Source organism: Methylobacterium sp. Leaf125, assembly GCF_001423085.1.
Taxonomy (GTDB): Bacteria; Pseudomonadota; Alphaproteobacteria; order Rhizobiales; family Beijerinckiaceae; genus Methylobacterium.
In genome coordinates this window covers 475,658-499,794 of the sequence record NZ_LMNU01000012.1, presented here as the reverse complement: position 1 = coordinate 499,794, position 24,137 = coordinate 475,658, and the positions used below count along the sequence as shown (strand labels likewise).

At 69.8% G+C, this 24,137-nt stretch carries 19 protein-coding genes; 10 read left to right on the top strand and 9 right to left on the bottom strand.

Translation table 11 applies throughout. The annotated features are described in order from the left end of the window. Nucleotides 1–32 precede the first annotated feature (32 nt). Nucleotides 33–200 carry a hypothetical protein gene (locus tag ASF58_RS25845; RefSeq protein WP_156375664.1) on the bottom strand — a complete coding sequence of 56 codons (168 nt, stop codon included), beginning with the start codon at nucleotides 198–200 and terminating at the stop codon, nucleotides 33–35. Nucleotides 201–291: 91 nt separating this feature from the next. Between ASF58_RS25845 and ASF58_RS13430 the strand changes: the two genes are divergently transcribed. From ASF58_RS13430 to ASF58_RS13420, 3 genes are all read left to right on the top strand, one after another. Then, nucleotides 292–2,790 carry a pseudouridine synthase gene (locus tag ASF58_RS13430; protein ID WP_244477314.1) on the top strand — a complete coding sequence of 833 codons (2,499 nt, stop codon included), beginning with the start codon at nucleotides 292–294 and terminating at the stop codon, nucleotides 2,788–2,790. Beyond that, nucleotides 2,787–3,344: a 16S rRNA (guanine(966)-N(2))-methyltransferase RsmD gene (rsmD, locus tag ASF58_RS13425; protein ID WP_055952833.1), complete on the top strand. Its 558-nt coding sequence runs from the start codon at nucleotides 2,787–2,789 to the stop codon at nucleotides 3,342–3,344. Before ASF58_RS13430 ends, rsmD begins: the two co-directional genes overlap by 4 nt. Before the next feature lie 237 nt (nucleotides 3,345–3,581). Beyond that, nucleotides 3,582–4,568 carry a spore photoproduct lyase family protein gene (locus ASF58_RS13420; protein WP_244477313.1) on the top strand — a complete coding sequence of 329 codons (987 nt, stop codon included), beginning with the start codon at nucleotides 3,582–3,584 and terminating at the stop codon, nucleotides 4,566–4,568. Nucleotides 4,569–4,583: 15 nt separating this feature from the next. Here ASF58_RS13420 and ASF58_RS13415 read toward each other — a convergent pair whose 3' ends face one another. Continuing rightward, a complete protein-coding gene (locus ASF58_RS13415; protein ID WP_055952830.1) occupies nucleotides 4,584–4,979 on the bottom strand; it encodes a helix-turn-helix domain-containing protein in 396 nt (131 codons plus the stop codon). 76 nt (nucleotides 4,980–5,055) lie between these two features. Here ASF58_RS13415 and ASF58_RS13410 point away from each other — a divergent pair, with 76 nt between their 5' ends. Further along, nucleotides 5,056–5,667, top strand: a complete 612-nt coding sequence (locus tag ASF58_RS13410) for an NAD(P)H-dependent oxidoreductase (RefSeq protein ID WP_055952827.1) — start codon at nucleotides 5,056–5,058, stop codon at nucleotides 5,665–5,667. Here ASF58_RS13410 and mutL read toward each other — a convergent pair. Beyond that, nucleotides 5,664–7,565 carry a DNA mismatch repair endonuclease MutL gene (gene mutL, locus ASF58_RS13405; RefSeq protein WP_055952824.1) on the bottom strand — a complete coding sequence of 634 codons (1,902 nt, stop codon included), beginning with the start codon at nucleotides 7,563–7,565 and terminating at the stop codon, nucleotides 5,664–5,666. The two genes, ASF58_RS13410 and mutL, sit on opposite strands and share 4 nt — an antisense overlap. Nucleotides 7,566–7,726: 161 nt before the next feature. On the opposite strand from mutL, the gene ASF58_RS13400 reads away from it, so the two are divergent. After that, a complete protein-coding gene (locus ASF58_RS13400; RefSeq protein WP_156375663.1) occupies nucleotides 7,727–8,815 on the top strand; it encodes a glycosyltransferase family 61 protein in 1,089 nt (362 codons plus the stop codon). A 4-nt stretch (nucleotides 8,816–8,819) separates the two neighbouring features. Here ASF58_RS13400 and ASF58_RS13395 read toward each other — a convergent pair whose 3' ends face one another. After that, nucleotides 8,820–9,848, bottom strand: coding sequence for a KpsF/GutQ family sugar-phosphate isomerase (locus ASF58_RS13395; protein WP_055952819.1), 1,029 nt, complete (start codon nucleotides 9,846–9,848; stop codon nucleotides 8,820–8,822). A 283-nt stretch (nucleotides 9,849–10,131) separates the two neighbouring features. On the opposite strand from ASF58_RS13395, the gene ASF58_RS13390 reads away from it, so the two are divergent. Continuing rightward, nucleotides 10,132–11,838 carry an outer membrane beta-barrel protein gene (locus ASF58_RS13390; RefSeq protein WP_082513049.1) on the top strand — a complete coding sequence of 569 codons (1,707 nt, stop codon included), beginning with the start codon at nucleotides 10,132–10,134 and terminating at the stop codon, nucleotides 11,836–11,838. A 61-nt stretch (nucleotides 11,839–11,899) separates the two neighbouring features. Here the strand turns inward: ASF58_RS13390 and ASF58_RS13385 are convergent, their stop codons facing one another. Continuing rightward, nucleotides 11,900–12,496 (bottom strand): AprI/Inh family metalloprotease inhibitor, encoded by a 597-nt coding sequence (locus ASF58_RS13385; RefSeq protein ID WP_055952817.1) that lies wholly within the window; start codon nucleotides 12,494–12,496, stop codon nucleotides 11,900–11,902. Nucleotides 12,497–13,016: 520 nt separating this feature from the next. Here ASF58_RS13385 and ASF58_RS13380 point away from each other — a divergent pair. Together ASF58_RS13380 and ASF58_RS13375 are read left to right on the top strand one after the other, a co-directional pair. Continuing rightward, nucleotides 13,017–14,036 (top strand): DUF2778 domain-containing protein, encoded by a 1,020-nt coding sequence (locus ASF58_RS13380; RefSeq protein ID WP_082513048.1) that lies wholly within the window; start codon nucleotides 13,017–13,019, stop codon nucleotides 14,034–14,036. A gap of 477 nt (nucleotides 14,037–14,513) precedes the next feature. Then, the gene (locus ASF58_RS13375; protein WP_055952815.1) at nucleotides 14,514–16,223 is read left to right on the top strand and encodes a multicopper oxidase family protein; all 1,710 of its coding nucleotides are present in this window, start codon (nucleotides 14,514–14,516) and stop codon (nucleotides 16,221–16,223) included. A 101-nt stretch (nucleotides 16,224–16,324) separates the two neighbouring features. Here the strand turns inward: ASF58_RS13375 and ASF58_RS13370 are convergent, their stop codons facing one another. The 4 genes from ASF58_RS13370 to ASF58_RS13355 form a co-directional block, all read right to left on the bottom strand. Further along, complete coding sequence (locus tag ASF58_RS13370) at nucleotides 16,325–18,322, bottom strand: HAMP domain-containing methyl-accepting chemotaxis protein (protein WP_055952813.1); 1,998 nt, start codon at nucleotides 18,320–18,322, stop codon at nucleotides 16,325–16,327. Between the two features lie 139 nt (nucleotides 18,323–18,461). Further along, on the bottom strand, nucleotides 18,462–19,724 hold the full coding sequence (locus ASF58_RS13365; protein WP_055952810.1) for a cytochrome P450: 1,263 nt from the start codon (nucleotides 19,722–19,724) through the stop codon (nucleotides 18,462–18,464). Next, a complete protein-coding gene (locus tag ASF58_RS13360; RefSeq protein ID WP_055952807.1) occupies nucleotides 19,721–21,013 on the bottom strand; it encodes an FAD/NAD(P)-binding oxidoreductase in 1,293 nt (430 codons plus the stop codon). Before ASF58_RS13360 ends, ASF58_RS13365 begins: the two co-directional genes overlap by 4 nt. Next, the gene (locus ASF58_RS13355) at nucleotides 21,010–21,276 is read right to left on the bottom strand and encodes a ferredoxin (protein ID WP_055952804.1); all 267 of its coding nucleotides are present in this window, start codon (nucleotides 21,274–21,276) and stop codon (nucleotides 21,010–21,012) included. The genes ASF58_RS13360 and ASF58_RS13355 overlap by 4 nt, the downstream gene beginning before the upstream one ends. Before the next feature lie 227 nt (nucleotides 21,277–21,503). On the opposite strand from ASF58_RS13355, the gene ASF58_RS13350 reads away from it, so the two are divergent. Then, a complete protein-coding gene (locus tag ASF58_RS13350; RefSeq protein WP_055952801.1) occupies nucleotides 21,504–23,630 on the top strand; it encodes a TonB-dependent receptor in 2,127 nt (708 codons plus the stop codon). Nucleotides 23,631–23,745: 115 nt separating this feature from the next. Then, nucleotides 23,746–24,030 carry a hypothetical protein gene (locus tag ASF58_RS27110; protein ID WP_055952798.1) on the top strand — a complete coding sequence of 95 codons (285 nt, stop codon included), beginning with the start codon at nucleotides 23,746–23,748 and terminating at the stop codon, nucleotides 24,028–24,030. Nucleotides 24,031–24,137 lie beyond the last annotated feature (107 nt).

The following is a 24,137-nucleotide window of genomic DNA, read 5'->3' as shown; positions in this document are numbered from 1 at the left end:
GCGAAGACGTCGCGCGCGACGGCGTCGGACGTTCAGCCCACTGACGCGAAGGCACCGAAGGGGAAGTCTGCGAAGCCGGCCTCGTCCGAGAAGACGCCCGCGGCCGCGGAGCCCGTGAAGGCCACGGCCGCGAAGGCGGCTTCCGCCAAGGCAAAGTCGGAGACGGCCAAGGTCGAGCCGGTCTCGTCAGAGGCTGCCAAATCTATGCCGGCCAAGTCCCCGCCGGCCAAATCTACGCCTGCCAAGTCCCCGCCGGCCAAATCCTCGCCGAAAGCCGAGTCCGTCGAAGCTGTGAAGCCGGCATCCGCGAAGGCCACGGCGGCTCCGGCCCGGACCCCCCAGGACAGCTCCGAGGAAGCCTCTAAGGAAGCGTCGAAGGCGGCCCCCGCGGCCGCGCGCGCGGTGACGGAGTCGGTGGGAGCGAAGCCCAATCCGGCGAGGGCGTCCAAGGCCAAGGCGGCCGACGCCGCGCCGGCCGAGGCTGTCGCCGCCGAGACCAAGGCGCCCGCGTCCGAGCCGGACCTGTCCACCGCCAAACCGGCGTCCGAGCCCGCGGCCAAGCGCGCCAAGCCGAAGCCGGCCGAGGCGGTGCAGGCTGCCGACCCCAACGTCTCCGAGCCGAAGGCTCCGGCCGAGCCCTGGGCTCCGGCCACCGATGCCGGTATTCCGGGGCCTTCGGCCGAGGAGAAGCCGAAGGTCCGGCACGCCGCCATGCCCCGCGGCGGCGACGCGCCCCTGCGCCGCAAGACCGCCGTGGCGAAGCCCTCCCAGCCGAGGCCCGAGGCCGCGGCGTCCGCCGGTCCGGCCCGCGACGAGGGCACGCCCGAGGGCGACCGCATCGCCAAGGCCATCGCCCGCGCGGGCATCGCCTCGCGCCGGGACGCGGAGGCCATGATCGAACAGGGCCGCGTCACCCTCAACGGCAAGGTGCTGACCTCGCCCGCCATGAACGTGACGCCCGACGACCGCATCACCGTCGACGGCGAGCCGCTGCCGGCCCGCGAGCGCACGCGCCTGTGGATCTACCACAAGCCCCGCGGCCTCGTGACCACGGCGCGCGACCCCGAGGGGCGCCAGACCGTCTTCGAGAACCTGCCCGAGGACCTGCCCCGGGTCGTCGCCATCGGCCGCCTCGATATCAACACCGAGGGGCTGCTGCTTCTCACCAACGACGGCGGCCTCGCCAAGGTCATCGCCCATCCGGATACCGGCTGGCTGCGCCGCTACCGCGTACGCGCCCACGGCGACACCACCCAGGCCGAGCTCGACAAGCTGCGCCGCGGCGTCACCATCGACGGCATGGATTACGGCCCGGTGGAAGCGAGCCTCGACCGGGCCTCCGGCGACAACCTCTGGCTGACGCTCGGCCTGCGCGAGGGCAAGAATCGCGAGGTCAAGCGCATCCTCGAGCATCTCGGGCTGGCGGTGAACCGGCTGATTCGGCTCTCCTTCGGACCGTTCCAGCTCGGTGACCTCGAGGCGGGCCTGACCGAGGAGATCCGCACGAAGGTGCTCAAGGAGCAGCTCGGCCCGGCCCTCTCGGAGCAGGCCGCCGTCGATTTCGAGAGCCCGGTGCGCGAGCCGATTGCGCCCTTCGGCTCGCCGAAGCAGCAGGCCAAGCAGCCCGCCCGCAGCGCCTCGGCGGCCCAGCGCCGCGAGCCGCGGGGCTACGACGACGAGGCGCCGCGCGGCGGTGGCCGTCCGATGGCACCGGTTAAGCCCGTCCGGGTCCCCACCGGCGGCAACAGCGCCGGTCCGCGCCGCTCCGTCTGGCGCGCCGAGGACGAGGCCCGTGCCGAGGACGCGCCGCGCCGGGTCAAGATCCCGCGCCGGGGAGCCGATCCGAAGGCCGAGCGTGAAGCCGCCGCCTCCCGGGGCCGCGAGCGCGTCGGCGCCATCAGCACCGGCGAGCGCCGCGTCCTGGTGGAGCGCCTGAAGTCGAGCCCGCAGGAGCCCGCCGCCGAGCCGCATCGCCGCGACAGCGCCGTGCGTCGTCGCGGGGACGAGGACGCCCCCCGCGAAGGCCGCTTCCCCCGCGCCGAGTCCCAGGCTCGCCCTTTCCGGCAACCCGACGATCGTGCCTCCGGTGCGCGTGCTTCCGGCGAGCGTGCCTTCGGAGCCCGCCCCGCCGGAGATCGGCCTGCCCGCGGCTTCGGCGGCGAAGGCCGGCCGCCGCGCCGGGACGACGACCGCCCGCGCGGAAACCTCCGTTCGCAGGACGGGGCCGAGCGCCGCGGTCCGCCGCGCGGCAGCGAGGACCGTCCGCGGGGTCCCTTCCGCAGCAACGCGCATCGCAACGAGGGCGGTGACGACCGCGGTGCCCGTCCGGCCTCCCGCGGCGCACCCGCCCGCGACGACCGCCGGGACGGCTTCCGGGGCGACAAGCCGAGCGGCTTCCGGGGTGACAAGCCGAGCGGATTCCAGGGTGACAAGCCCAGTGGCTTCCGGGGCAACGACCGCCCCGGCGCTGACCGCGGCGATCGTGGGGATCGCGGTGATCGTGGCGGCTTCAAGGGCGGTGCGGCCCGTCAGGACGGCGAGCGCAGCGGCTTCAAGGGCGCCGGCAAGCCCGGCGGCGGCTTCAAGGCCGGCGGCAAGCCGGGTGGTTTCGGCAAGCCGGGCGGCTTCAGCAAGCCCGGCGGGTCCGGTAAGCCCGGTGGCAAGCCGGGTGGCTTCAGCCGCGGCGGCTCCGGTGGCGGCAAGCCCGGCGGTGGCAAGCCCGGCGGTGGCAAGCCCGGCGGTGGCAAGCCCGGCGGTGGCGCCCGTCCGCCCCGCGGTGGCGGACGGTGAGGATCGTCGGCGGCGATCACCGCGGTCGCCGCCTGGCCACGCCGAAGACCGACGCGATCCGGCCCACCTCGGACCGGCTCCGCGAGGCGATCTTCAACGTCCTCGCGCACGCCTATGACGACGCGGTCGTCGGGGCCCGGGTCCTCGACCTGTTCGCCGGCACCGGCGCCCTCAGCTTCGAGGCCCTGTCCCGCGGTGCGGCCTATGCCCTCCTGGTCGATGAGGGCGCCGAGGCCCGGGCACTGATTCGCGAGAACATCGAATCTTTCGGCGCCGAAGGGGCGACCCGCCTGTTCCGGCGCGACGCCACCCGGCTCGGCCCGGCCGGCACCAGCGGCACCTTCACCCTCGTGTTCTGCGACCCGCCCTACAACCGCGATCTCGCCCCGGCGGCCCTGGCCAGCGCGGCGACCGGCGGCTGGCTCGCCCCCGGTGCCCTCGCGGTCATCGAGGAATCCGCGGACGTCCATGTCGCCCTGCCGCCGGGATTCACCGAGCTCGAGCGCCGGGTCTACGGCGATACTGCCCTCGCCTACGCGCGCTACGCCGCCTGACGCGCGACCTCGTCACGACCCTCCTGGTGTACGGGCGCGACCCAGGCGCGCGCGGCGGACCTCCACGACGCCCGGGCGCGTTCCAATGTCATGGTCCTCGCCGAACCCCGAACCGACACCCCGCACATCGATCCGGTCGCGTCCGCGCCCTCCCCCGGCCCGCGTCCGTCCCGCCTCTGGCGCCCGCGTCGCGTCCTGGTCACCCCGGCGGCCCTGGAGCATGCGCATGGCCGCGCGATGGCAGCCCGCGCCGAAGCCCTCGGCCTGCCGGTCGAGTACCTGGCGGCCAACCGTCTGACAGGGTTGCGAAATCCAGATTCACGCATCGCCTATCGCGAGGCCAAGGCGACCCTCGCCATCGTCGTCGCACCGCCGACCAAGCTCAGGCTTCAGCCGATTCCCCCGAGCGCCGACTGGCGCTTCGACCTCGCCGAGGGCTGTCCGGCCCATTGCCAGTACTGCTATCTCGCGGGCTCGCTGTCCGGCCCCCCCGTAACGCGGGCCTACGCGAATCTCGACGCGATTCTCGACAACCTGCCCGCCTATCTCGGCCAGGGCGCCATCACCTCGACCCAGGCCGATCGTGCTCATGAAGGCACCACCTTCGAGGCCTCCTGCTATACCGATCCCCTCGGTATCGAACATCTGACCGGCTCGCTCTCGGCGGCCATCACCCGTTTCGGCGCGTGGGACGCGCCGGTCCAACTCCGTTTCACCACCAAGTTCGCGGCGGTGAAGCCCCTGCTCGGCCTCGCGCATAACGGACGGACCCGCATCCGGTTCTCGGTCAATGTGCGCTCGGCTTCGCGCTACGAGGGCGGAACGGCGAGCTTGGACGCGCGTCTGGCGGCTCTCAGGGCCGTCGCGGAGGCCGGTTATCCGGTCGGCCTCACCATCGCGCCGATCCTACCCGTGCCGGATTGGCAGGACGCTTATGCCGGCTTGATACGAGACGTCTCCGGAGCGCTTGCCGGCGTGACGGACATCGATCTCACCTTTGAACTCATCACCCACCGCTTCACGCCTGGTTCGAAGAACGTGCTGCAGGGCTGGTATCCCGGTTCGGATCTGCCGATGACAGAAACGGAGCGAAGCCGAAAGCTGACGAAATTCGGATCCGTCAAGTACGTGTTTCCACAAGACCTGATGCAAAGCATGCGTACTGACTTAACTGAAGAGATCCGGAGAAGCTTGCCGCAGGCGCGCATTCTTTACTGGACTTGAGCTCTCATCCCGATTTCACGTCGGCGAGGCTTCATCGAAGCGACTGCGCGCTTCCTGGATCGCTGGAAGATTCGAGAATGCCCAAGCTCCCAGGGCCTGGACGGGATCCTGCAGGGATCGTCCGAGATCCGTGAGTGCATATTCCACTCGCGGCGGAACGGTGGGATACACGGTCCGGGAGACGAGGCCGTCGCGCTCGAGACCCCGCAGCGTGAACGTCAGCATCCGCTGGGATACGCCGCCGACCAGTCGCTTCAACTCGTTGAAGCGCCGCGGTCCATCCGTCAGCATCATCACCACGAGGATGGTCCATTTGTCGCCGATCCGCGACAGGACCGTGCCGACGACGCGGCAATCGCCCAGGTTGTGCGGTGTACGCGTCTCGGTTCCCTCGTTGTGCCCCGGTTCCACGAATGTGCCTCCTTGCGCGTAAGCGCGTCTGGTCCTCTATACCGCCTCGGTACACTTCTGATACCGGGAATCGAAGATGAAACTCCTGCACGTCGACGGAAGCATTCTGGGTGAGCATTCGGTCAGCCGCGCGGTTTCGGCCGCGATCGTCACGCATTTGAAGGCGGGGGCACCGGATCTCGATGTCACCCATCGCGATCTCGCCGCCACCCCGATTCCGCACCTTTCGGGCGCCTACCTGGCAGGCCACCAGCCGAACGCGACGAACACGCCCGACATCCAGAACGATGTCGAGCTCGGCCGGACCGTCCTCGCCGAGTTCCTCGCCGCCGACATCGTGGTGATCGGCGCGCCGTTGTATAACTTCACGATTTCGTCGCAGCTCAAGGCCTGGATCGATCGCATCCTCGTGGCTGGCCAGACCTTCAAGTACACCGAGAGCGGCGCTGTGGGCCTTGTTCCGCAGAAGCGTGTCATCGTCGCCGTTGCCCGCGGTGGTCTCTATGGAGCCGGAACACCGAACGCGGCGGCGGAGCATGCTGAGACCTACCTGCGCGTGGTCCTGGGCTTCATCGGCATCACGAATCCGGAGATCATCGTCGCCGAGGGCATCGCGCTCGGTCCGGACGCCCGCCAACAGGCTCTCGACGCTGCTCTGAAGGCCGCCTCGAACCTGCCTGCGGCCTAACGCCGTCCGAAGAGCCGCTCGATGTCGTGGAGTTTCAGCTCCACGAAGGTCGGGCGGCCATGGTTGCAGGTGCCGGCAAGCGGCGTCGCTTCCATCTCGCGCAGGAGTGCGTTCATTTCCTCCGGGCGCAGGCGCCGGCCCGCGCGGATCGAGCCGTGACAACTCATCCGCGACAGGATCGCGTCCAGGCGGCGTCCGAGGGGGCCTGCACCTTCGTCGGTGCCGTCGGGGCTCTCATCTTCGAGACCGCTCTGGCTGAGCGCATCGAGGATATCGGTGACGAGGTTTCGGATCGAGGCGTTGGCTAGAGCGGCCGGCACCTCCCGTACCAGGACCGCGCCCGGGCCGAACGGCTCGAGCGTCAGGCCCAGCCGGTCGAGATCGGGGGCCGCGGCCACGAGGCGCTCCGCCTCGCCGGGTGCCAGCTCTACCACGTCCGGAATCAGCAAGCCTTGGCGGGCGATGCCGCCCCGGGCGCGTTCGCGTTTGAGGCGCTCGTAGACCAGGCGCTCGTGCGCGGCATGCTGATCAACGAGGACGAGACCGTCGGCTGTCTGGGCGACGATGTAGGTTTCGTGCAGCTGCGCCCGCGCGGCTCCGAGGGGGTGATCCTGCTCCTCCACTGGCTCCGGAGCCGGGCGCAGATCTGCTGCCGGGGGCGCAAAATCGTGTTCAAAGCGGGCCTGATGAGCCTCGGCCAGACCTGTGAACGCTGGCGACCGTGGAACCGCCTGGCGATAGGCATAGGGCGCGGCGACGGACGGCAGCGCGCGCGGTAGGTTCGGCGATGGGATCGGGTAGGCACTGGTGCCGGAATGAACGGCAAGACCCGTTGGTCGCAACGCGTCCAGCGTACGGGTGGTGCCCGTAGTGGAGCCACGCAGGCCGGCTTGGCGCAGCGTCTCGTGGATCGCGCTGACGATCAGGCTCCGGACCAGACCAGGATCGCGAAAGCGAACTTCGGTCTTGGCTGGGTGTACGTTGACGTCCACCAGCGCCGGGTCGCACAGGATCGCCAGCGCCAGGACCGGATGGCGGTCGGAACTCATCGTATCGGCATAGGCGCCCCTGACTGCGCCGAGCAGCAGACGGTCACGAACTGGGCGGCCATTGACTGTGAAGTGGATCTGGGTGGCAGCGCCTCGATGGAAGCTCGGCAGGCCGATATGACCCGCAAGCCCGAAGCCCTCGCGGGCCATCTCGAGGGCCAGCGAATTCGATCCGAATTCGGCGCCGAAGACGCCGGTCAGCCGGCGGAGCGTCGCGGAAGAACCTATCTCTGTCTCGGCCGGGAAAACCAGCGGAGTTCCGCTTTCGGATCGCAGCACGAGCCGGATTTGGGGCTGCGCGACTGCGAGCCGGCGCAGGATATCGCCGATTGCTGCGGCTTCGGCCCGGTCGGACTTGAGAAATTTCATCCGTGCAGGAGTGGCAGCGAAGAGATCGGAAACCTCGATCCGCGTGCCGCGCGCGCTGGGTGCTGGGCGGACCTCGCCCTTGATGCCTGCATCTACCGTGAGGGTTACGCCAGTCTCGGCCTCGGCCGTACGGCTGGTAAGGGTCAGGCGGGCGACCGCGCCGATCGAGGGCAAGGCCTCGCCGCGAAAGCCCAACGTTTCGATGCAGGTAAGATCCCCGCTCGGGAGCTTTGAGGTGGCATGCCGCTCAACTGCAAGCGCTAGATCATCCGCATCCATGCCGGCCCCATCATCGACCACACGGATCAAGCGTCGTCCGCCTCCTTCGATCGTGACTTCGATGCTGCGTGCGCCGGCATCGATGGCGTTCTCAACGAGTTCCTTGACCGCCGAGGCGGGCCGCTCGACGACTTCGCCGGCGGCGATACGGTCGACGAGGATCGGATCGAGGCGACGGACGGGGCGAGGTGGCGTGGACATGCGGAGGAAACTATAGGTGCCCTTGGACCCAGCCGAAAGGCCACGCTGGAAATGTTGGTTCCTGCCACAGCCGCTGCCACTTTCACTCACGCACACACCACCGAAAACAAAATTAACGGAATGAAGATCTTGCGATTCCATCTCGAAGGGCTTGTCCACGCGTGAGGGCCAAGCTGCAGCGCTGTCGCACCGTATGGGGCCGCACCGAACAGCGCGATTCACTTCCAGGGCTGCGTACGGTCACCAACGCCGTATACCAGCCGGCGACTCCGGACGGGAGCTGGGCACTGTGCGATGCTGATGGGACCATCATCGAATTCGGCGCCAATCCGATGCTCACGGACGTCGTCGATGAGGCGGACGATCGCCCGATGCTCTTCATCGGTCCGCTGATTACCCATTACGGCCATTTCCTTCTCGGCACTTTCGCGCGCCTCTGGCCTCTCCTCTCCTGGATGGGGCCGAAGCCGCGTCTCGTCTGCTACGCGGAAGGGCCGCTGGATGCGCTGCACGCGGAATGGGCGACGCTACCGTTCCTCGCCGATATTCTCGCCCGCTTCGATCTGACTGTCGAAGACCTCGTCACCTTCCAGAACGTGACCCGCATTCCGAAGCTGCTGGTTCCGGAGCCGAGCGTGAAGGAGCAGGACTTCACCCATGCGATCTACGGCTCGCTGACGCACTATACCGGCGAAGCATTCTACGAACCGGCCGCCGTCGATCGGGAAACGCGACCGATCTACCTGTCGAAAGTGAGATTGGGATCGGGGATCTCACGTCTGCGCAACGAGGATGCGCTGTGCGCGGCTCTGGCGCGGCAGGGAGTAGACATCGTCTTCCCGGAGACCCTGCGGTTTCCCGAACTGGTTCGACTGCTTTCGGAGCGGACAATGGTTCTTGGAACGGCGGGTTCGGCGTTTCACACGGCCGTCTTCGCAGCCCCGAACCGTCGGATCCTGGCCTTGAATTGGACACCCCCGGTTCACGCCAACTTTCCGCTGCTGGATGCGCTCAATGGCACGCAGGCGCGGTACTACTTCGTTCCTGGGAGTACGATCGGAGAGGAGCCGGGATTCCATTTCGGCTGGTCGATCCCAGACCCCCAGGCGGTCGCCACCGAGATGCTGGAGCGCGCCGGGGCCTTCGATAGCCTCGACGCTCGCGATGCTGCCGAGGACGCGGCGCGGTGGCGAGCCAAGTGGATCCCCGGCTGGAAACCGGTTCAGCGCTGGCTCGATCGCCGCCTCTGAGGGTTTAGGCGACGCCCGAGCGGAGCAGATCGTGATAGTGCACCAGCCCGACGGGGCGATCGTCCTCGACGACGATCAGGGCCGTGATCTTCATCGATTCCTGGATTTCCAGAGCCTTTGCCAGCAAGGTTTCGGGGGCTACCGTCCTTGGCTTGCCGCTCATCAACGCCTCGACCGCGAGACTATCGAGATCCGTGCGGAAGACGTTGCGGCGCAGATCGCCGTCCGTGAGAATACCCGCGAGGCATCCATCAGCGTCTACGACGACCACCGAGCCAAACCCTTTCGCATCGATCTCGGCGATGGCCGCGCGCATCGGAGTTCCGCATGGGACCACCGGCAGCTGAGACCCGGTATGCATCACTTCGCGGACCTGACGCAGCGAGGCGCCGAGGCGCCCGCCTGGGTGGTAGATGCTGAATTCCCGGGCGGAGAACCCGCGCGCTTCGAGGAGCGCAATGGAAAGCGCGTCGCCGAGGGCGAGCTGCATTGCCGTGGACGTCGTGGGCGCCAAACCGTTCGGGCAGGCCTCGCGTGCCTTGGGAAGGGTCAGGCAGATGTCGGCTTCGCGGCCGAGCGTCGATGTGCTGTTGGACGTGATGGCGATCAGGCCGACGCGGTAGCGACGGGCGTAGCCGATGATATCGGCAAGCTCCGTCGTTTCACCTGACCAGGACAGTGCCACCACGACGTCCTCGGGCTGGATCATGCCCAGATCGCCGTGGCTCGCCTCGGCGGGATGAACGTACAGCGCGGGCGTCCCCGTCGAGGCCAGTGTCGCAGCAATCTTGCGCCCGATATGGCCCGATTTGCCCATGCCCGTGAGGATGGCGCGACCTTTGGCGCGGGCGATGCGCGACACCGCATCGGTGAACGCCGCGCCGAGCCCGTTGCCGATGGATTCCATCAAGCAGGCAAGTCCGTCACGTTCCGTCTCGATCGTCCGCAGGGCAGACGCGACGGCCGGCGAGAGCGTCGAATCCGAGGGGATGAGGGCGGGGCGCAAGGCCTGGGCGCTGTCTGCTGGAGCCATACCGGCCCGTATCCTTCTGGTAAGATCGCGTGCGCATGAGCCGCCACGGTCGTCTGCCTATGAAGACCGATTGTGGTCGGATGGCGACTCCCCCGCCCATCCAGATATCATCCGGCACCGTTGACGCCCCATTAACCGTGCCGGTTGTAGGCCTGTTAACCATGAGGTCGGGGCGTCTTCCGTTGGGAGGTGATCCTGGCGTCGTCCGCCTCGCGCATCCGCAGGCGGTCCATGTCTCGAAGCGCCGATATCGGCGTTCAGGTCAGCGGAAAGACGTCGATCCGTGACACGCGCAGGGCCGATTGCAGGATGGCGCAGCCAAGGCCTTCGCGGCTTTGCTCTGATCGCGGCTCTCACGCTCCCGTCCTACGCCGAGGCTCAGGCCCTCCCATCCGGTGCCCCGGATAATGCCCTCGGAACGCCGGCCGTGGGCGATGTCCAGCCGCTGAGCGCGGGCCTGCGAGGCAGCGCCGTCTCGGGCAGCGGCGTCCTGAACAGCAACGGCACTGCGACCGGCGGAGAGACGGCCGGCAACGGAGGGCTGGCCACGCGTGCCCTGGCCGGCAGCCGATCCGGCAGCGCCCTCGCCTCCGGCGGAACGAATGGACCCAACAACCGCGGGCTCACGAATCTTCTGCGGCTGCGGGCGATCCCGCCCCGGCGCTTCGGGAACGCCACGGTCCGGCCGGTCCGCTCGATCACGCAAGTTCCCTCGTACGATCTGCGTCTGACGCCGGTGGTGCGCAGTGCCGTGAGCGGCGTCCCGCTGCCGACGGTGCTGCCGCTTGCCGGCGTCCAGACGCCGGGCTTCTTTCTCTCGACGGCGCTGCGGCGTCCGATCACGATCGACGAGGCCTACGCCCCGCTCGGGATCAAGGTCGGGACCTTCACGATCCTGCCTGCGATCCAGCAGAGCATTGGCTACGACACCAACCCCGACCAGATCACCAATCGGCTGGCCAAGCCGTCGCTGGCGCTGCGGACGGACGGCGAATTGAGCTTTCGAAGCGACTGGTCGTCGAGCGAGCTCACCGGTGATTTGCGGGGCGGCTACGTCGATTATCTGGACAATCAGGGGGCCAGTCGTCCCAACGGAGCGGGCGTGACCCGGCTGCGGATCGACGCGAACCGCGATACCCGGATCGATGTCGAAGGCCGATTTCTCCTGGAAACACAACGCACTGGCACGCCGGACCTGGCGGCCGCCACGGCAACCCGGCCGCTGATCGCGAGCTATGGCACGACGATCGGCGTCACAGAGCGCTTCAACCGGGTCCAGGTGTCGCTGCGGGGATTGCTCGACCGCTCCGAGTTCGAGGATGCGCAACTCTCCGATGGCACCATCCTGCGCCAGAGCGATCGCAACCTGAACCAGTATGGCCTGCAACTTCGGGCCGGATACGAGATCTCGCCCGTCATCACGCCCTTCGTCGATGTCCTAGCCGACACGCGCGTCTACGATCTGCGCGTCGACTCATCGGGAATACGACGCGATTCCGATGGCATCACGCTCTCGGGTGGCGCGACCTTTGCGCTGACGCGCTTCGTCACCGGCGAAATCTCGGCGGGTCTTCAGCACCGCAGCTACGTCGACCCGGCTCTGCGCGATCTGACGGCGCCCGTCATCACGGCGGCGTTGATCTGGAGCGCGAGCCCGCTCACCACGGTCCGGCTGAATGGTGCGACGGGGGTGATCGAGACGTCGGTGCCCGGATCGAGCGGTGTCCTGACACAGACCGCGACGCTGGAAGTTCAGCACGACCTGCTGCGCAATCTCTCGCTGACCGGCGGCATCAGCTACCTGTCGAACGACTATGACCGGGTGAACATCACCGAGCGCGGATTCTCGGCGACGGCGCGGATCGACTATCGCTTCAACCGCTGGCTGGCGATGCGGGGAAGCTACATCTACCAGCGCCTCGACAGCACCTCGGCCGGTTCGAGCTTCCACGCCAACACGTTCCTGCTCGGGCTGCGCGTCAATCCGTGAGGCGCAGACCCGATGTCCGCTCGCGGTATACCAAGAGGGTCGTGTCGAGGTCGCGCCGTTCTCAGCGCACCATCGCGAGCGACGCGCCGGATTTCGACAGCGCACCATCGAGAGCCCCGCCGCCCTGGCGCAGCCGGGCCGCGACGGTCCCGCCGGGCTGGTAGAGGTAGACCTCGCCGTCGCGGTAGTCCCAGGCCGTGACCTTGGAGAGGTCCTTGTTCGGGCAGCCGGAGGCGCTGGCCTTGTAGAGGTCCAGGGCCGGGGCGCTCGACAGGGAGACCTTGCAGCTCGCGCCGGTGGCGTCCTTGGCATTCCAGGACCCAACGACGGACGAGCGGCCGCTCGCCACCACCGGCGGCGGGGCCGGGGCGACGGGGGGCGCCTCCGGGGCGATGACCGGGGTCGACGGGGCGACGGCGACGTTGACGCCCACCGGAGGCGGCAGGTCGGCCGGGGCCGCGGTGGCGCCCGGCGGCGGGGCCAGCGGCTCCGAGGTGACCGGGCCGGACGGCATGGCGGGGACGACCGGCTCCAGGGCCGCCTGGGGGCCGGGGGCGATCCGGCTGCGGCTGGGCCCCTCGAGGCGCTGCGAGGCGCAGGCGCCGAGGCTGGCGGCGAGCGCGAGGACGGCGACTGTCGACAGGAGCGAACGCGGCATCGATGTCAGGTTCCGAATGGGAGCGGGCGCGGAGCCCGGGGGCTCCGCGTTTCGGCCTGCGTCACCGGCAATTGCGCTGGCGGCAAGGCACCGGCGTCCGGCGGTGCGGGATTTGCCGGGACCACGCGATGTTTGGCGGCGGGTGTGGCGTTCGTGCCTCAGGGCCCGGGTCAGAGCCCGCGGCCCGTCTCACCAGCCGTCCGCGCGGCCACCCGCCGGGCCGATTCGGATCCCGGCGCGACACGCGACGAACCGCGCAGACAATCGCGGTCCAGACGGAAATGTGGCGACACGGGTTCGATAGTCTCGCGCCTGCCGTCGAGCAGATCCCATCAGTAGAGCGTTCCAGTCCACAAGACGTTGTCCAGTTTCGGCACAATCCTGCCTCAGAAACGCCGAGCCGAACGGGTCGGATAGCCCCGTGACGGACAGCGCGGTCTCGCGCCCGTCACCCGCGCCCGGACGGACGCGGAACGAAGGCCCGGCACGCGCGCCGGCCCATGCAGGGGATGGATCGACCATGGCTGAAGCTGCCGAGCGTTCCCTGTCGGTCGGACCGGGGCGTGCCGCCCGCGGCCTCGGGATCGCGGCCCTCCTCCTCGGTGGCGGTGCGGCGGGGTTCGTCGCCTGGTCCCATGCGCCGGCCGAGAGCCCCACCCGTGTGACGCCGATGGTCCATACGGTGCCGGCACCCGACGGTCCCGACGCGTCCCCCGCCTCCGCGGTCGCCGGCCTGCGATCCGACGACCCGGTACCCGCGGCGTCGAGCGACCCCTCCCCCGGGAGCGTCGCCGAGGCCGCGGCGCCCGCCGCCAAGACCACTCCTGAGATCACGCCAGAGACCACGCTCGAGACCGCAGCCACGACCGCGGCGGAGATGCCGGCCGCACCGCCTACCCTGGTGGCACGCTGGGTGCCGCTGCCGGTGCCGCGGCCCCCGGAATTCCGCGCCGGGCGCCTCGCCGCACGGGCGGCGCGCACGGCGCCCGCCCGGACCGCCGGTGCGGTGGCACCGCCGCCGGAGGACAACCGCTCCTTCATCGAGAAGCTGTTCGGGGTCGAGAGCCCCGAGCCGCCGCGGCTCGCCTACGCGGCCCTGGAGACGAAACCGGTCGACAACGTCTTCCGGCGCGCCCTCAGCGCCGTGCCGACCAGCCCGACCGGCGGCGTCGCGGTCTACGACATCCGCGCCAGGGTCGTGACCCTGCCGAACGGGGAGAAGCTCGAGGCGCATTCGGGGCTGGGGGAGAGCATGGACAATCCCGGCCACGTGCACGTGCGGATGAAGGGGCCGACGCCCCTCGGCACCTACGACATCCGCGAGCGCGAGCAGCCGTTCCACGGCGTGCGCGCCCTGCGTCTCACCCCCGTCGGCGGCCCCGAGACCATCCACGGCCGGGTCGGTCTCCTCGCCCACACCTACATGCTGGGCGCGAGCGGCGCCTCGAACGGCTGCGTCTCCTTCCGGGACTACGACAGGTTCCTGCAGGCCTACCTGCGCGGCGAGGTCCAGCGCCTCGTCGTCGTCGCGGGCGGCTAGGGCCGCGCGGCCTCTCGACGCCGGGTCGCGAGGTCCGGGATCGCGCCGGGTTCATCCGCGCTGCTGAGACCCGCTCGCAGGGGCCGCGCGCCGCGCGTCCTCTATCGTGACGGCGAGAAGATCCGTTTCCGAAATCGACGGCATCCGTCGCGTCCTGCGTCGCGGTCGCAGGTCCTCGCGCCGTGAAAGGCGCGTTCGCCCCCGCATGAGTCCGGTGACGCATGGTGTCCGGGGCGGCACGACCCATCGACGACGCGCCGACGACTTGTGGCGATCCGTCTGCGTGGCACCGACGCGCCTCAGTTGCCGTCCGACGTCATCGAGCGCTCCAAACTATTGCGACGAAGACTGGCGCATGTCGATCGTGTCTCTATTGCTCGAGTTCCTGTCTCGGCAGATTTCACGATGGCGCTACTGGGAGATATTCTGATAAAGACCGCTCGGAGGTCGGCTCGACGACCGCGCGAAAGGTTCAGGATGCGGCGGCGGACATTCGTAGCGAGTCTCGCGGGGCTGATCGGCTCCCGATCGGCTTCGGCGCAGATGATGCACGACATGGGCACGATGGCGGGCGAAGGCGCCCCTCCAGTCCCGAAGCCGGCGGTGCCCGTCCTGCCGCAGGGGCAACCCTTGCGCGACCTGCCGCGCCTTCCGAACGAGTCGACCGTGCCCGGTCGCTTCAGCGCGACGATCACGGCGGGCCCGGGCGTGGTGCGCTACGCCGAGGGGCTCGCGACCCCCGTCCTGCTCTATGACGGCGTCCAGCCCGTGATCGAGGCGACGGAAGGCGACCGCATCGCGATCCGGTTCCGGAACGGCATTCCCGGGCAGCCCTCCACGATCCACTGGCACGGGATGCCGGTCCCGTCCGATCAGGACGGCAACCCCATGAACCCGGTCGCCTCGGGCGACGAGCGCCTCTACGCCTTCGATCTCCCCGAAGGCAGCGCGGCGACCTACTGGTTTCATCCGCATCCGCACAACTTCACGGCCGAGCAGGTCTATCGCGGCCTCGCGGGCGTGTTCCTGGTCAAGCCGAAGGTCGATCCCATTCCGGCCGCCTACGGCGACACCCTCCTGATGTTCACCGATCTGCGCATCGCCGCCGATGGAACGATGCCCCCGAGCACCATGGCCGACGCCATGAACGGCCGCGTCGGCGACCATGTCCTGGTCAACGGACAGAAGAACCCGGTCCTGTCCGTGGCGCCGGGCGAGAAGCGCCGCATCCGCCTCGTCAACGCGACGAATGCCCGGTACCTGCGCCTCGGCTTCGCGGGCGCGCGCATGCTCCTCGTCGGCACCGATGGCGGCCTCGTCGAGACCCCGGTTGCGGTGGACGAGGTGATGATCGTGCCGGGCGAGCGCGTGGAACTCATCGTCGCCTTCGACCGGCCCGGGGAGGCCCGGCTGACGACGCGCGCCTATGCGCGGGGCTGGATGGGGCCGGACGAACCGAAGGAGGCCGGACTGGTCCTGCTCACGGCCCGGGTCTCGGGACGAGCGGCCGCCGCCGCCCCGCCCCTGCCGCCGGTCCTGAGGCGGGTCGTAGCGCTCGGCGAGCCGGTCGTCTCCCGGCGCCTCGTCTTCACGGAAGCCATGTCGCGCGGGGGTGGCATGGAAGGCTCCCACGGCCTGCAGCACCCGGAGGGCATGCAAGACTTGAAGGGCATGCAAGACTCGAAGGGCCTGCAGGCCCCGGAGGGCATGCGAGACACAGGAGGCATGGCCAGCATGGGACGTCCGGACGGCATGGGAAGTCCGGACGGCATGGAAGGCATGGCAGGTATGGACATGGGCGCGACGGCACGGTCCGCGCCCAGCCCGTCCACACCGCCCGGCGGCATGGGCATGCGCTTCCTGATCAATGGCCGGAGCTTCGCGATGGGGCGCATCGACGAGGTCTCGAAGGTCGGCCAGCTCGAGTCGTGGTCCATCGTCAACGGGTCGGACATGGACCATCCGTTCCACATCCACGGAACCCAGTTCCAGGTCGTGGACATCGCCGAGGCCGGTGCGATCCGGACGCCGGCGATCCGGTGCTGGAAGGACACCGTCAACGTCGCGGTCGGCGAAACGGTCCGCATCCGCCTGCGCCAGGATCTCCCGGGGCCGCGGATGTACCATTGCCACATCCTCGAACACGAGGAACTCGGCATGATGGGCACGCTCGACGTCCGGGCCTGAGCCGAGACGCCCCGGACGCGGCGCGGCCTTCGGGATTCGCGGGCGGACGCGCAAGGGCGCGGCCGCGGGACGAACCACCGCGCCGCCGCGCCCGGCTGCAATCAGGCGGCCCGGATGGCGTCGAGGAAGACCTCGACCTCGCGCTGCACGGCCACGGCCTGGGTCGAGAGCTCGCCGGCCGCCATCATCACCTGCTGGGCGGCGCTGCCGGTCTCGCCGGCCGAGGCCAGGACCTCGGCCACGTTCACCGAGACGTCCTGGGTGCCGCGCGCGGCCGCGATGGCGTTGCGGGAGATTTCCCCGGTCGCCGCCGTCTGCTCGATCACGGTCGCCGTGATGGTCTCCGTGATGGTGTTGACCGACCCGATCGTCTGGCTGATCTGCCGGATCGCCGTGACGGCCTGGGCGGTCGCCTGCTGGATCGCCGCGATGTGTCCACCGATCTCGCCCGTGGCCCGCGCCGTCTGGCTAGCCAGTTCCTTGACCTCCGTGGCCACCACCGCGAAGCCCCGGCCGGCCTCGCCGGCCCGCGCCGCCTCGATGGTGGCGTTGAGGGCGAGCAGGTTGGTCTGGCCCGCGATGCTGGAGATCATCGTCACGGCGTCGCCGATCTGCTCGGCCGCCGCCGACAGGGAGGCCATCGCCACGTCGGTGGCCTGGGCTTCCCGGGTCGCCGTGGCCGCGACCGTGTTCGACTGCTGCACCTGGCGCTCGATCTCGCGCAGGGAGGCGACCATTTCCTCGGCCGCCGAGGCGACCGTCTGGACGTTGGCGGAGGTCTCTTCGGCCGCCGTCCGGGAGGCCTGGGCCTGGTGGCTGGTCGCGTCGGCCACGCCCGTCATGGAGCGGGCGGTGGCGTCGAGTTCGGTGGCGGCCGAGGTGACGATGCCGATGGCGCCGCCGATCGTGCGCTCGAACCCTTTGACCAGGTCGTCGACGCGGTCGGCGCGGCGCTGGCGGGCGGAGCGCTCCGCGACTTGCTGCGCCTCCAGTTCGATGCGGGCGATGGCATTCTGGCGGAAGACCTCGACGGCCTGGGCCATCGCACCGATCTCGTCGGTCGCATCCTGTGACGGCACCGTGATCGCGGTTTCGCCCGCGGCCAGGCGGGTCATGGCCTCCGTCATTCCGGCGATGGGCCGGATCAGGCTGCGGGCGATCAGGAAGGCCAGCGTGCCGCTCAGGACCAGCGCCAGGGCGATGAGGCCCTGCTGCAGGCGCTCGCCGCTCTGCACGCTGGCCTGGGTCGCCGCCGAAATCTCGGCCATCCGCGCCTCGGCCATGGTCTGTGCCTTGGCGGCGATGGACTGGATGGTCGCCAGCTTCGACTTGATGTCATCCTCGAACACCACGCGGCTCTCCTCCAACGCCTTCGCGGCGTCCTGGAAGGCCGTGCCGTAGACCTGGAGGGCATCGTCGGCCAGCTTCAGCGCGACGCCGAATTGCCGGGCGGGATCGAGCTCCCGCAGGGCCTTGGCGGCGGCGGCCGCCTTGCGGTTGTTCTCCGCGAAGGTGGCCGGCCCATTGGGGTCCATCGTGGCCAGGAAGCGCCAACCGGCCACCCGCACCAGAAGCATCGCACTCTCGACCGCCTGGGCCTGGCTGAGCTGCGCCTCGTTCCCCTTCGACCGGATCTCCGCGATCAGGGCGCCGGTCAGGCGGGTCAGTTCGTTTCCGCCTCCGAACAGGCGCGTGCGGGCCGTGGCCACGGTGGCGCTGCTGGTGCCGAAGCGGACGACGTCCTCCCGCAGATCCTCGCCGCGGTCGCGCAGTTCGGCGTAGAGCTTCCGGCGCTCCTCGGAAATCGTGTTGTTGGTGACGCTCGTGCTGATGCCGACGATCCGGCGGCGGGTCTCTTCGAGTGTCGTCAAGGTCTCGGGCTTCGCCGAGCTCTTGTACTCGAGCGCCTGGGCCGCGAAGCGATCGGTCAAACCCACGACGGTGATGATGTTCCGCGTGTTGAGTTCGATCCGATTGCGTTGCTCGAACCGGCCGAGAAGATCCTCGAACTGGTACTGGGCCGCTCCACCGATCCCGGCCGTGAGGAGCATCAACGTGCCGAAACCGGCATACAGGCGCGTGCGGATACCGAACTTCATGATGGCGTCTCGAACAGATGTGTTGCGACGCCGACTCTTCAAGACAACCTATAAATCCCGGTTAAGAACACAGTATTTGTTTCGAAAAGTCTGCAACATTCTGGCTCATGGCTCCCAATCGACTGGACTAAATTGGTTCTTAGCCTGCGGACGGTGCCCGGGGCGCGATCCCGTCGATGACGAGGCGCAGGTGCTTGGGGCCGCGCAGGGCGGAGCCGGGCCGGTAGGGCGGCGGGTCGATCGAGAGGCGGGGGTTCTTCAGGCGCTGGGCCAGCGCCACCAGGGCGGCCTCGACCTCGAAGCGGGCCAGGGGCGCGCCGACGCAGTAATGCAGGCTGCCGCCGAAGCCGAGATGGCGGTTGTCGGCCCGGTCGGGATCGAAGCGGTCGGGCTCCGCATAGACCGCGGGATCGCGGTTGCCGGAGGCCAGCAGCAGCACCAGGGGGGCGCCTTCCGGGATGGTGACGCCGTTCTGGGTGATCGGGCACAGGGTCTTGCGGGTGCGGAACTGGACCGGGGGCTCGTAGCGCAGCAGCTCCTCGACGACCCGGGGCGCACGGGCCGGGTCCTCGCGCAGGCGCCGCAGCTCGTCCGGGTGGCGGAGCAGGGTCAGCATGCCGTTGGTGATGAGGTTCACCGTGGTCTCGTGGCCGGCCACCAGCATCAGGATCGCGGTGGCGATGAGGTCGAAGTCGCCCATGCGTCCGCGGCCGTCGACGCCCTCGGTGGCGAGACCCGACAGCATGTCGTCCTGCGGGTCCTTGCGCTTCTGCGCGATCAGGCCTTGCATGTACTCCGAGATCGCATCGAAGGTGCGGCTGTTCTCGGCGCGCAGGTCGTCGTCCTGCAGGGTGTCGGGTTCGAGGGCCGTGGCGAGTTGCGTCGCCCAGCCGTGGAACTGCGCCTCGTCCGCCGGCGGAATGCCGAGGAGTTCGCAGATCACCGTGACGGGGAGCGGATAGGCGAGGTCGTCGACGATATCGATGGCCGTCGCATCGCCGAGCTTGTCGAGGATCTCGTCCACGAGGATGTGCGAGCGGGCCCGCAGGGCCTGGACCCGCTGCGGCGTGAACTGCTGCATCACGGCGGCGCGTAGGTCGTCGTGGTCCGGTGGATCGCGGAAGATGAAGGGCCGGTGGGTGTCGGTGATGTGGTCGCGCACCGGCTTCACCAACCAGTCCTTCAGCAAATTGCCGGTCTTCGGCCGGTCGGCCGGCGGCAGGGTCTCGGAGCTGACCCGCGGGTCGTGCAGCAGGCTCGCGATCGCCGCGTGGGAGGCGGCCACGTAGGTGCCGTCCTCCTGGCGCGAGACGGGGCATTCCCGCAGGCGGGCGAAGAGCGGGTAGGGATCCGGCCGGGCGGCCTCGTCCTTGATCTGCGCGAACAGGGTGTGGTCGCTCATGCCTCGTCCTTGTGGGCAGGGTCTGGGAAGGCCGGCGGCAGCACCGTGAAGGGGCCGGCATCGACGCCGCCGGTCTCCGGCGGGAACGGCGCCCCCGCGGCGATGTGCTCGGCATAGGTCGGGAGCCAGCGGCCGCAATCGAAGGCCACGGCGGCGATGCAGCGGCCCGCCTGGCCGTAGACCGCCACGAAGCGTCCCGCCTTCAGGCTGCCCCGGGCCACGACGAAGCCGTCGGCGCCCGTGGTCAGGCCCACCGACTTGATGGTGATGCCGCCCTGGCTCGACCAGAAGGCCGGCACCGCGCGGTAGGGCTCCGGCGCACGGCCGGCGAGGAGCCGGCCGGCATGCTGGCCCTGCGCCACGGCGTGGCCCCAATGTTCCAGGGCGATGCGGTGGCCGGGATAGAGCGGGTGCGGAAACCGCGCGACATCGCCGGCGGCCGCGATTCGCGTGTCGGGCCGCTCGGATTCGTCGAGGACGTAGCCCTGCGTGTCGCAGTCGATCCCGCCTTCGTCGAACGCGAGGCCCGAGCCGGCGAGCCAGCCGGTGTTGCGCACGGCGCCGAGGGCCACCACCACGACGTCGGCCGGCAGAACCGTGCCGTCGGCGAGGCGGACCCGCGCCACGCGGCCGGCGCCGTCATCCTCCAGGGCCGCCACCTTCACGCCGCTGCGGATGGTGGTGCCGAGGCTGGCATGCAGGGCCTCCACCACGGCGCCGAGATGCTGTCCGAGCACCTTGGCGAGCAGGGTCGGGCCGGTCTCCACCAGGGTGACGCTGAGGTCGAGGGCGCGGGCCGAGGCGGCGACCTCGCAGCCGATGAAGCCGCCGCCGATGATGACCACGTGGGCCGGGCCGGCGGCGAGGTCGCGCCGCAGGGCCTCGGCCTCGTCGCGGCCGCGCAGGGTATGCACCCTGGCGAGCCCCGCCTCGGCGAAGTTCGGCCAGGCCCGCGCCGAGGCCCCGGTGGCGATGAGCAGACGGTCGTAGGGCACCGCCTCGCCGCTCGCGAGACTCACGGTCCGCCGGGTGCGGTCGAGGCCCGTGGCCGGGTCGCCGAAGCGCCAGTCGGCCTCCAGGTCGACGCGGTTCGGCAGCGTCGTGGCGTCGGCCGCGACCTCGCCCGTCAACACCGCCTTCGAGAGGGGCGGCCGGTCGTAGGGGCGATGGGGCTCGGCCCCGATGATCGTCAGGGGCCCGCGGAAGCCCGCCTGCCGCAGGCTCTCGGCGCCGCGCAGGCCGGCCAGCGAGGCCCCCACCACCACGACCCGCGTCTCGGCGTCGCTCATCGCGGGTCGGCCCCGGCATCCTCGACGCGGATGGCCTGGACCGGACAGGCGATCCGGGCGCGCTCGATGTCGTCGCGGGCGGCGGCCGAGGGGGCCGGGTCGTAATGCAGGGCCTCGCGGCCCTTCAGGACGAAGTGGTCGGGCGCCGCGTAGCAGCACTGGGCGTAGGCCTGGCAGAGGTTCAGGTCGACGGTGACCCGCAGGCCCCCGGCGGCGCGCCGCCCGTCGGCGCTCGGCCGGTCGTGATGGTTCAAGTCGGACATGCTTGCGCAATGTGCCCGGCCCGCACAGGGTTCCGCGTCGCCCGCGCGGTACGGAGACGCGGCGGCGCGCAATCTTCCGAGACGCCGGCGAACAGCGGTGATGCGCCCGGGCCACAGGCGGGCGCGAAGCGGGTCCGGGCCGCGAACGACGCTTGTCATACAATAACATCCGCCTCATGAAACATTATAACATTGAGTGATGGGGTGAGCGGGTGCGGCGATCGCGGATGGTGTGGGCCGGCGCGGCCCTGGCGGGGGCCGGTCTCGGGGCGAATGCCGGCGCGGCGCAGCAGGCCCAGGCGACCCTGGACGAGCTCAGCGTCACCTCGCCGAGCCCGATCCAGCCCGTTCGCGGGGCGGGCGGCGGCGCGGGCGAGCCCGGCGCGTCGTTCCCGGTGGGCGTGCTCCCGGTGGTGACCAGCACCTACTCGCCCGTCACCGTGGTGACGCAGCAGCAGATCGCCCGTGAACAGCCGCGGACTCTCGGGGACGCCCTGTTCGACCGTCCGGGCATCTCCTCCTCGACCTACGCGCCCGGGGCCGCCAGCCGGCCCATCATCCGCGGCCTCGACAATGCCCGCGTGCGCATCCAGGAGAACGGCGTCATCAACAACGGCGTGTCGGATCTCGGCGAGGACCACACCGTCCCGGTGAACCCCCTGGTCAGCGACCGGATCGAGGTGATCCGCGGACCCGCCACCCTGCGCTACGGCTCCGGGGCGATCGGCGGCGTCGTCTCGGCCGAGAACAACCGCGTCCCGACCTTCATCCCGGCGAACGGGGTCTCGGGGCAGGTCACCACCGGTTTTTCCAGCGTCGACAACGGGCGCCTCGGCGCCGCGACCGTGGATGCCGGCAAGGACGGCATCGCGGTCCATGCCGACGGCTTCCGCAGCGCCACGGACAGCTACGCCGTCCCGGGCGGGATCCAGCGCAACTCGGCCACCGAATCCCAGGGCGGCTCCGTCGGCATCTCGGCCATCGGCGACCGCGGCTTCGTCGGCATCTCCTTCAGCCACTACGATGCGCTCTACCAGATCCCCGGCGGGGAAGCGGCCGAGAGCCGGACCCGCCTCGACCCGCGCCAGGACCGGGTGGTCGCCCGCGGCGAGTACCGTCCGCTCGACGGCCCCCTCGAGGTGATCCGGTTCTGGGCCGGCGGCTCGGTCTACCGGCACGATGAGCGCGGCATCGGCGAGTCCGGGATCGACGGCATCCAGGCCACCTTCAAGAGCCGGGAGGCCGAGGGCCGCATCGAGGCCCAGCACGTGCCGGTCTTCTCCGCACTCGGCACGCTCACCGGCGCCCTCGGCGTGCAGACCGGACGGCGCGTGCTCAACACGCAGGGCGAGAGCTTCCTGCCGCCGACGGAATCGCGCTCGAACGCGGTCTACCTCTTCGAGCAGCTCGATGTCGGCCACGGCCTGCGCTTCCAGGCGGCGGGCCGCATCGAGGGCACCCGCTCCTCCAGCACCGCGGTGGAGTTTCCGAGCGACTACCTGCCGGTCGAGGGGCAGGACCCGGCCTCCTTCGCCCTGAAGCGGCGGTTCGCCCCCAAGAGCGCCAGCTTCGGCGCCCTGCAGGACCTGCCCTACGGCTTCGTGGCGAGCGTGAACGGCTCCTACGTGGAGCGGGCGCCCACGGCCTACGAGCTGTTCTCGCAGGGACCGCACGACGCGACCGCGACCTTCGAGATCGGCGATCCGCGGCTGAAGCTCGAGCGCGCCCGCACGGTGGAGATGAGCATCCGCCGGGCGCAGGGCCCGCTGCGCCTCGACGCGACCGGCTACTACACCCGCTATACCGGCTTCATCTACAAGCGCGACACCGGCAACCGCTGCGACGACGACTTCGCCTCCTGCGGCGGCGGGGATGAGCTTCGGCAGATCGTCTACTCGCAGCAGAACGCCACCTTCTACGGCGCCGAGATCGCCGCGCAGCTCGACGTGATCCCGGTGGGCAACGGCTGGGCCGGCCTCGAGGCGCAGTACGATTTCGTCCGGGCGCAGTTCGACAACGGCGCCTACGTGCCGCGCATTCCCCCCCATCGCCTGGGCGGCGGCGTGTTCCTGGCGACCGATGGCTGGTTCGCCCGGGTGAACCTGCTGCACGCCTTCGACCACGTGGAGATCGCCCCGTTCGAGACGGTCACGCCCGGCTGGAACGACCTGCGCGCCGAGGTGAGCTACACCAAGGCCGTCGATCCGGCCCTCTACGGCGCGAGCGAAGTCACCCTCGGGCTGCAGGGCCGCAACCTCCTCGACGACGACATCCGTAACTCGGCCTCGTTCAAGAAGGACGAGGTCCTGCTGCCGGGCCGCAACGTCCGACTTTTCCTGACGGCGCGCTTCTGAGCCGCGGCGCGTCCTCTCAGCGCCGTGAAGATAAAAGCCGACGCGGGGCCCCAACCGTGCTACACGGAGCCAACCCCGCACGACTCCGTGCCCTGGGCAACCCCATGAGGCCCAAGTGGCAAATGCGTTCAAGAGCGGTGCGTCGCAGTCGCGATCGACCAATGATTTCAACGAGCGCGCGAAGCTCCTGTCCGAGCGCCTGGGTGCAATCGAGAAGCCGGTCCAGATGAAGCGTGGAAACGCGCCGCGTCGCACCTTCAAGGCAGGCCCGCGTCCCGAAGAGGAGACGGCAGAGCCGGCCGAGGCTCACAACGAGGCTCAAGACTCCGCCGAGGGTCAAGAGTCCCCCGAGGGCCACGAGGGCGAGGACGGCGAGTCCGAGACCCGCTCCGAGGCCTGAGGACGGGTCGGGTTCGCCCGATCGTCCCATACGCCTGATCGTCCAACGAAAAAGGGCCGACGCACCGCGTCGGCCCTTTTTCATGTTCGGTGCTGTTCCGTCCGGGT

Coding starts and splice junctions, on each gene's coding strand:
- ASF58_RS13420 (WP_244477313.1), top strand. CDS start 3,582: ATGGCAGCCCGCGCCGAAGCCCTCGGCCTGCCGGTCGAGTACCTGGCG.
- ASF58_RS13410 (WP_055952827.1), top strand. CDS start 5,056: ATGAAACTCCTGCACGTCGACGGAAGCATTCTGGGTGAGCATTCGGTC.
- mutL (WP_055952824.1), bottom strand. CDS start 7,565: ATGTCCACGCCACCTCGCCCCGTCCGTCGCCTCGATCCGATCCTCGTC.
- ASF58_RS13395 (WP_055952819.1), bottom strand. CDS start 9,848: ATGGCTCCAGCAGACAGCGCCCAGGCCTTGCGCCCCGCCCTCATCCCC.
- ASF58_RS13385 (WP_055952817.1), bottom strand. CDS start 12,496: ATGCCGCGTTCGCTCCTGTCGACAGTCGCCGTCCTCGCGCTCGCCGCC.
- ASF58_RS13380 (WP_082513048.1), top strand. CDS start 13,017: ATGGCTGAAGCTGCCGAGCGTTCCCTGTCGGTCGGACCGGGGCGTGCC.
- ASF58_RS13375 (WP_055952815.1), top strand. CDS start 14,514: ATGCGGCGGCGGACATTCGTAGCGAGTCTCGCGGGGCTGATCGGCTCC.
- ASF58_RS13370 (WP_055952813.1), bottom strand. CDS start 18,322: ATGAAGTTCGGTATCCGCACGCGCCTGTATGCCGGTTTCGGCACGTTG.
- ASF58_RS13365 (WP_055952810.1), bottom strand. CDS start 19,724: ATGAGCGACCACACCCTGTTCGCGCAGATCAAGGACGAGGCCGCCCGG.
- ASF58_RS13360 (WP_055952807.1), bottom strand. CDS start 21,013: ATGAGCGACGCCGAGACGCGGGTCGTGGTGGTGGGGGCCTCGCTGGCC.
- ASF58_RS13355 (WP_055952804.1), bottom strand. CDS start 21,276: ATGTCCGACTTGAACCATCACGACCGGCCGAGCGCCGACGGGCGGCGC.
- ASF58_RS13350 (WP_055952801.1), top strand. CDS start 21,504: ATGGTGTGGGCCGGCGCGGCCCTGGCGGGGGCCGGTCTCGGGGCGAAT.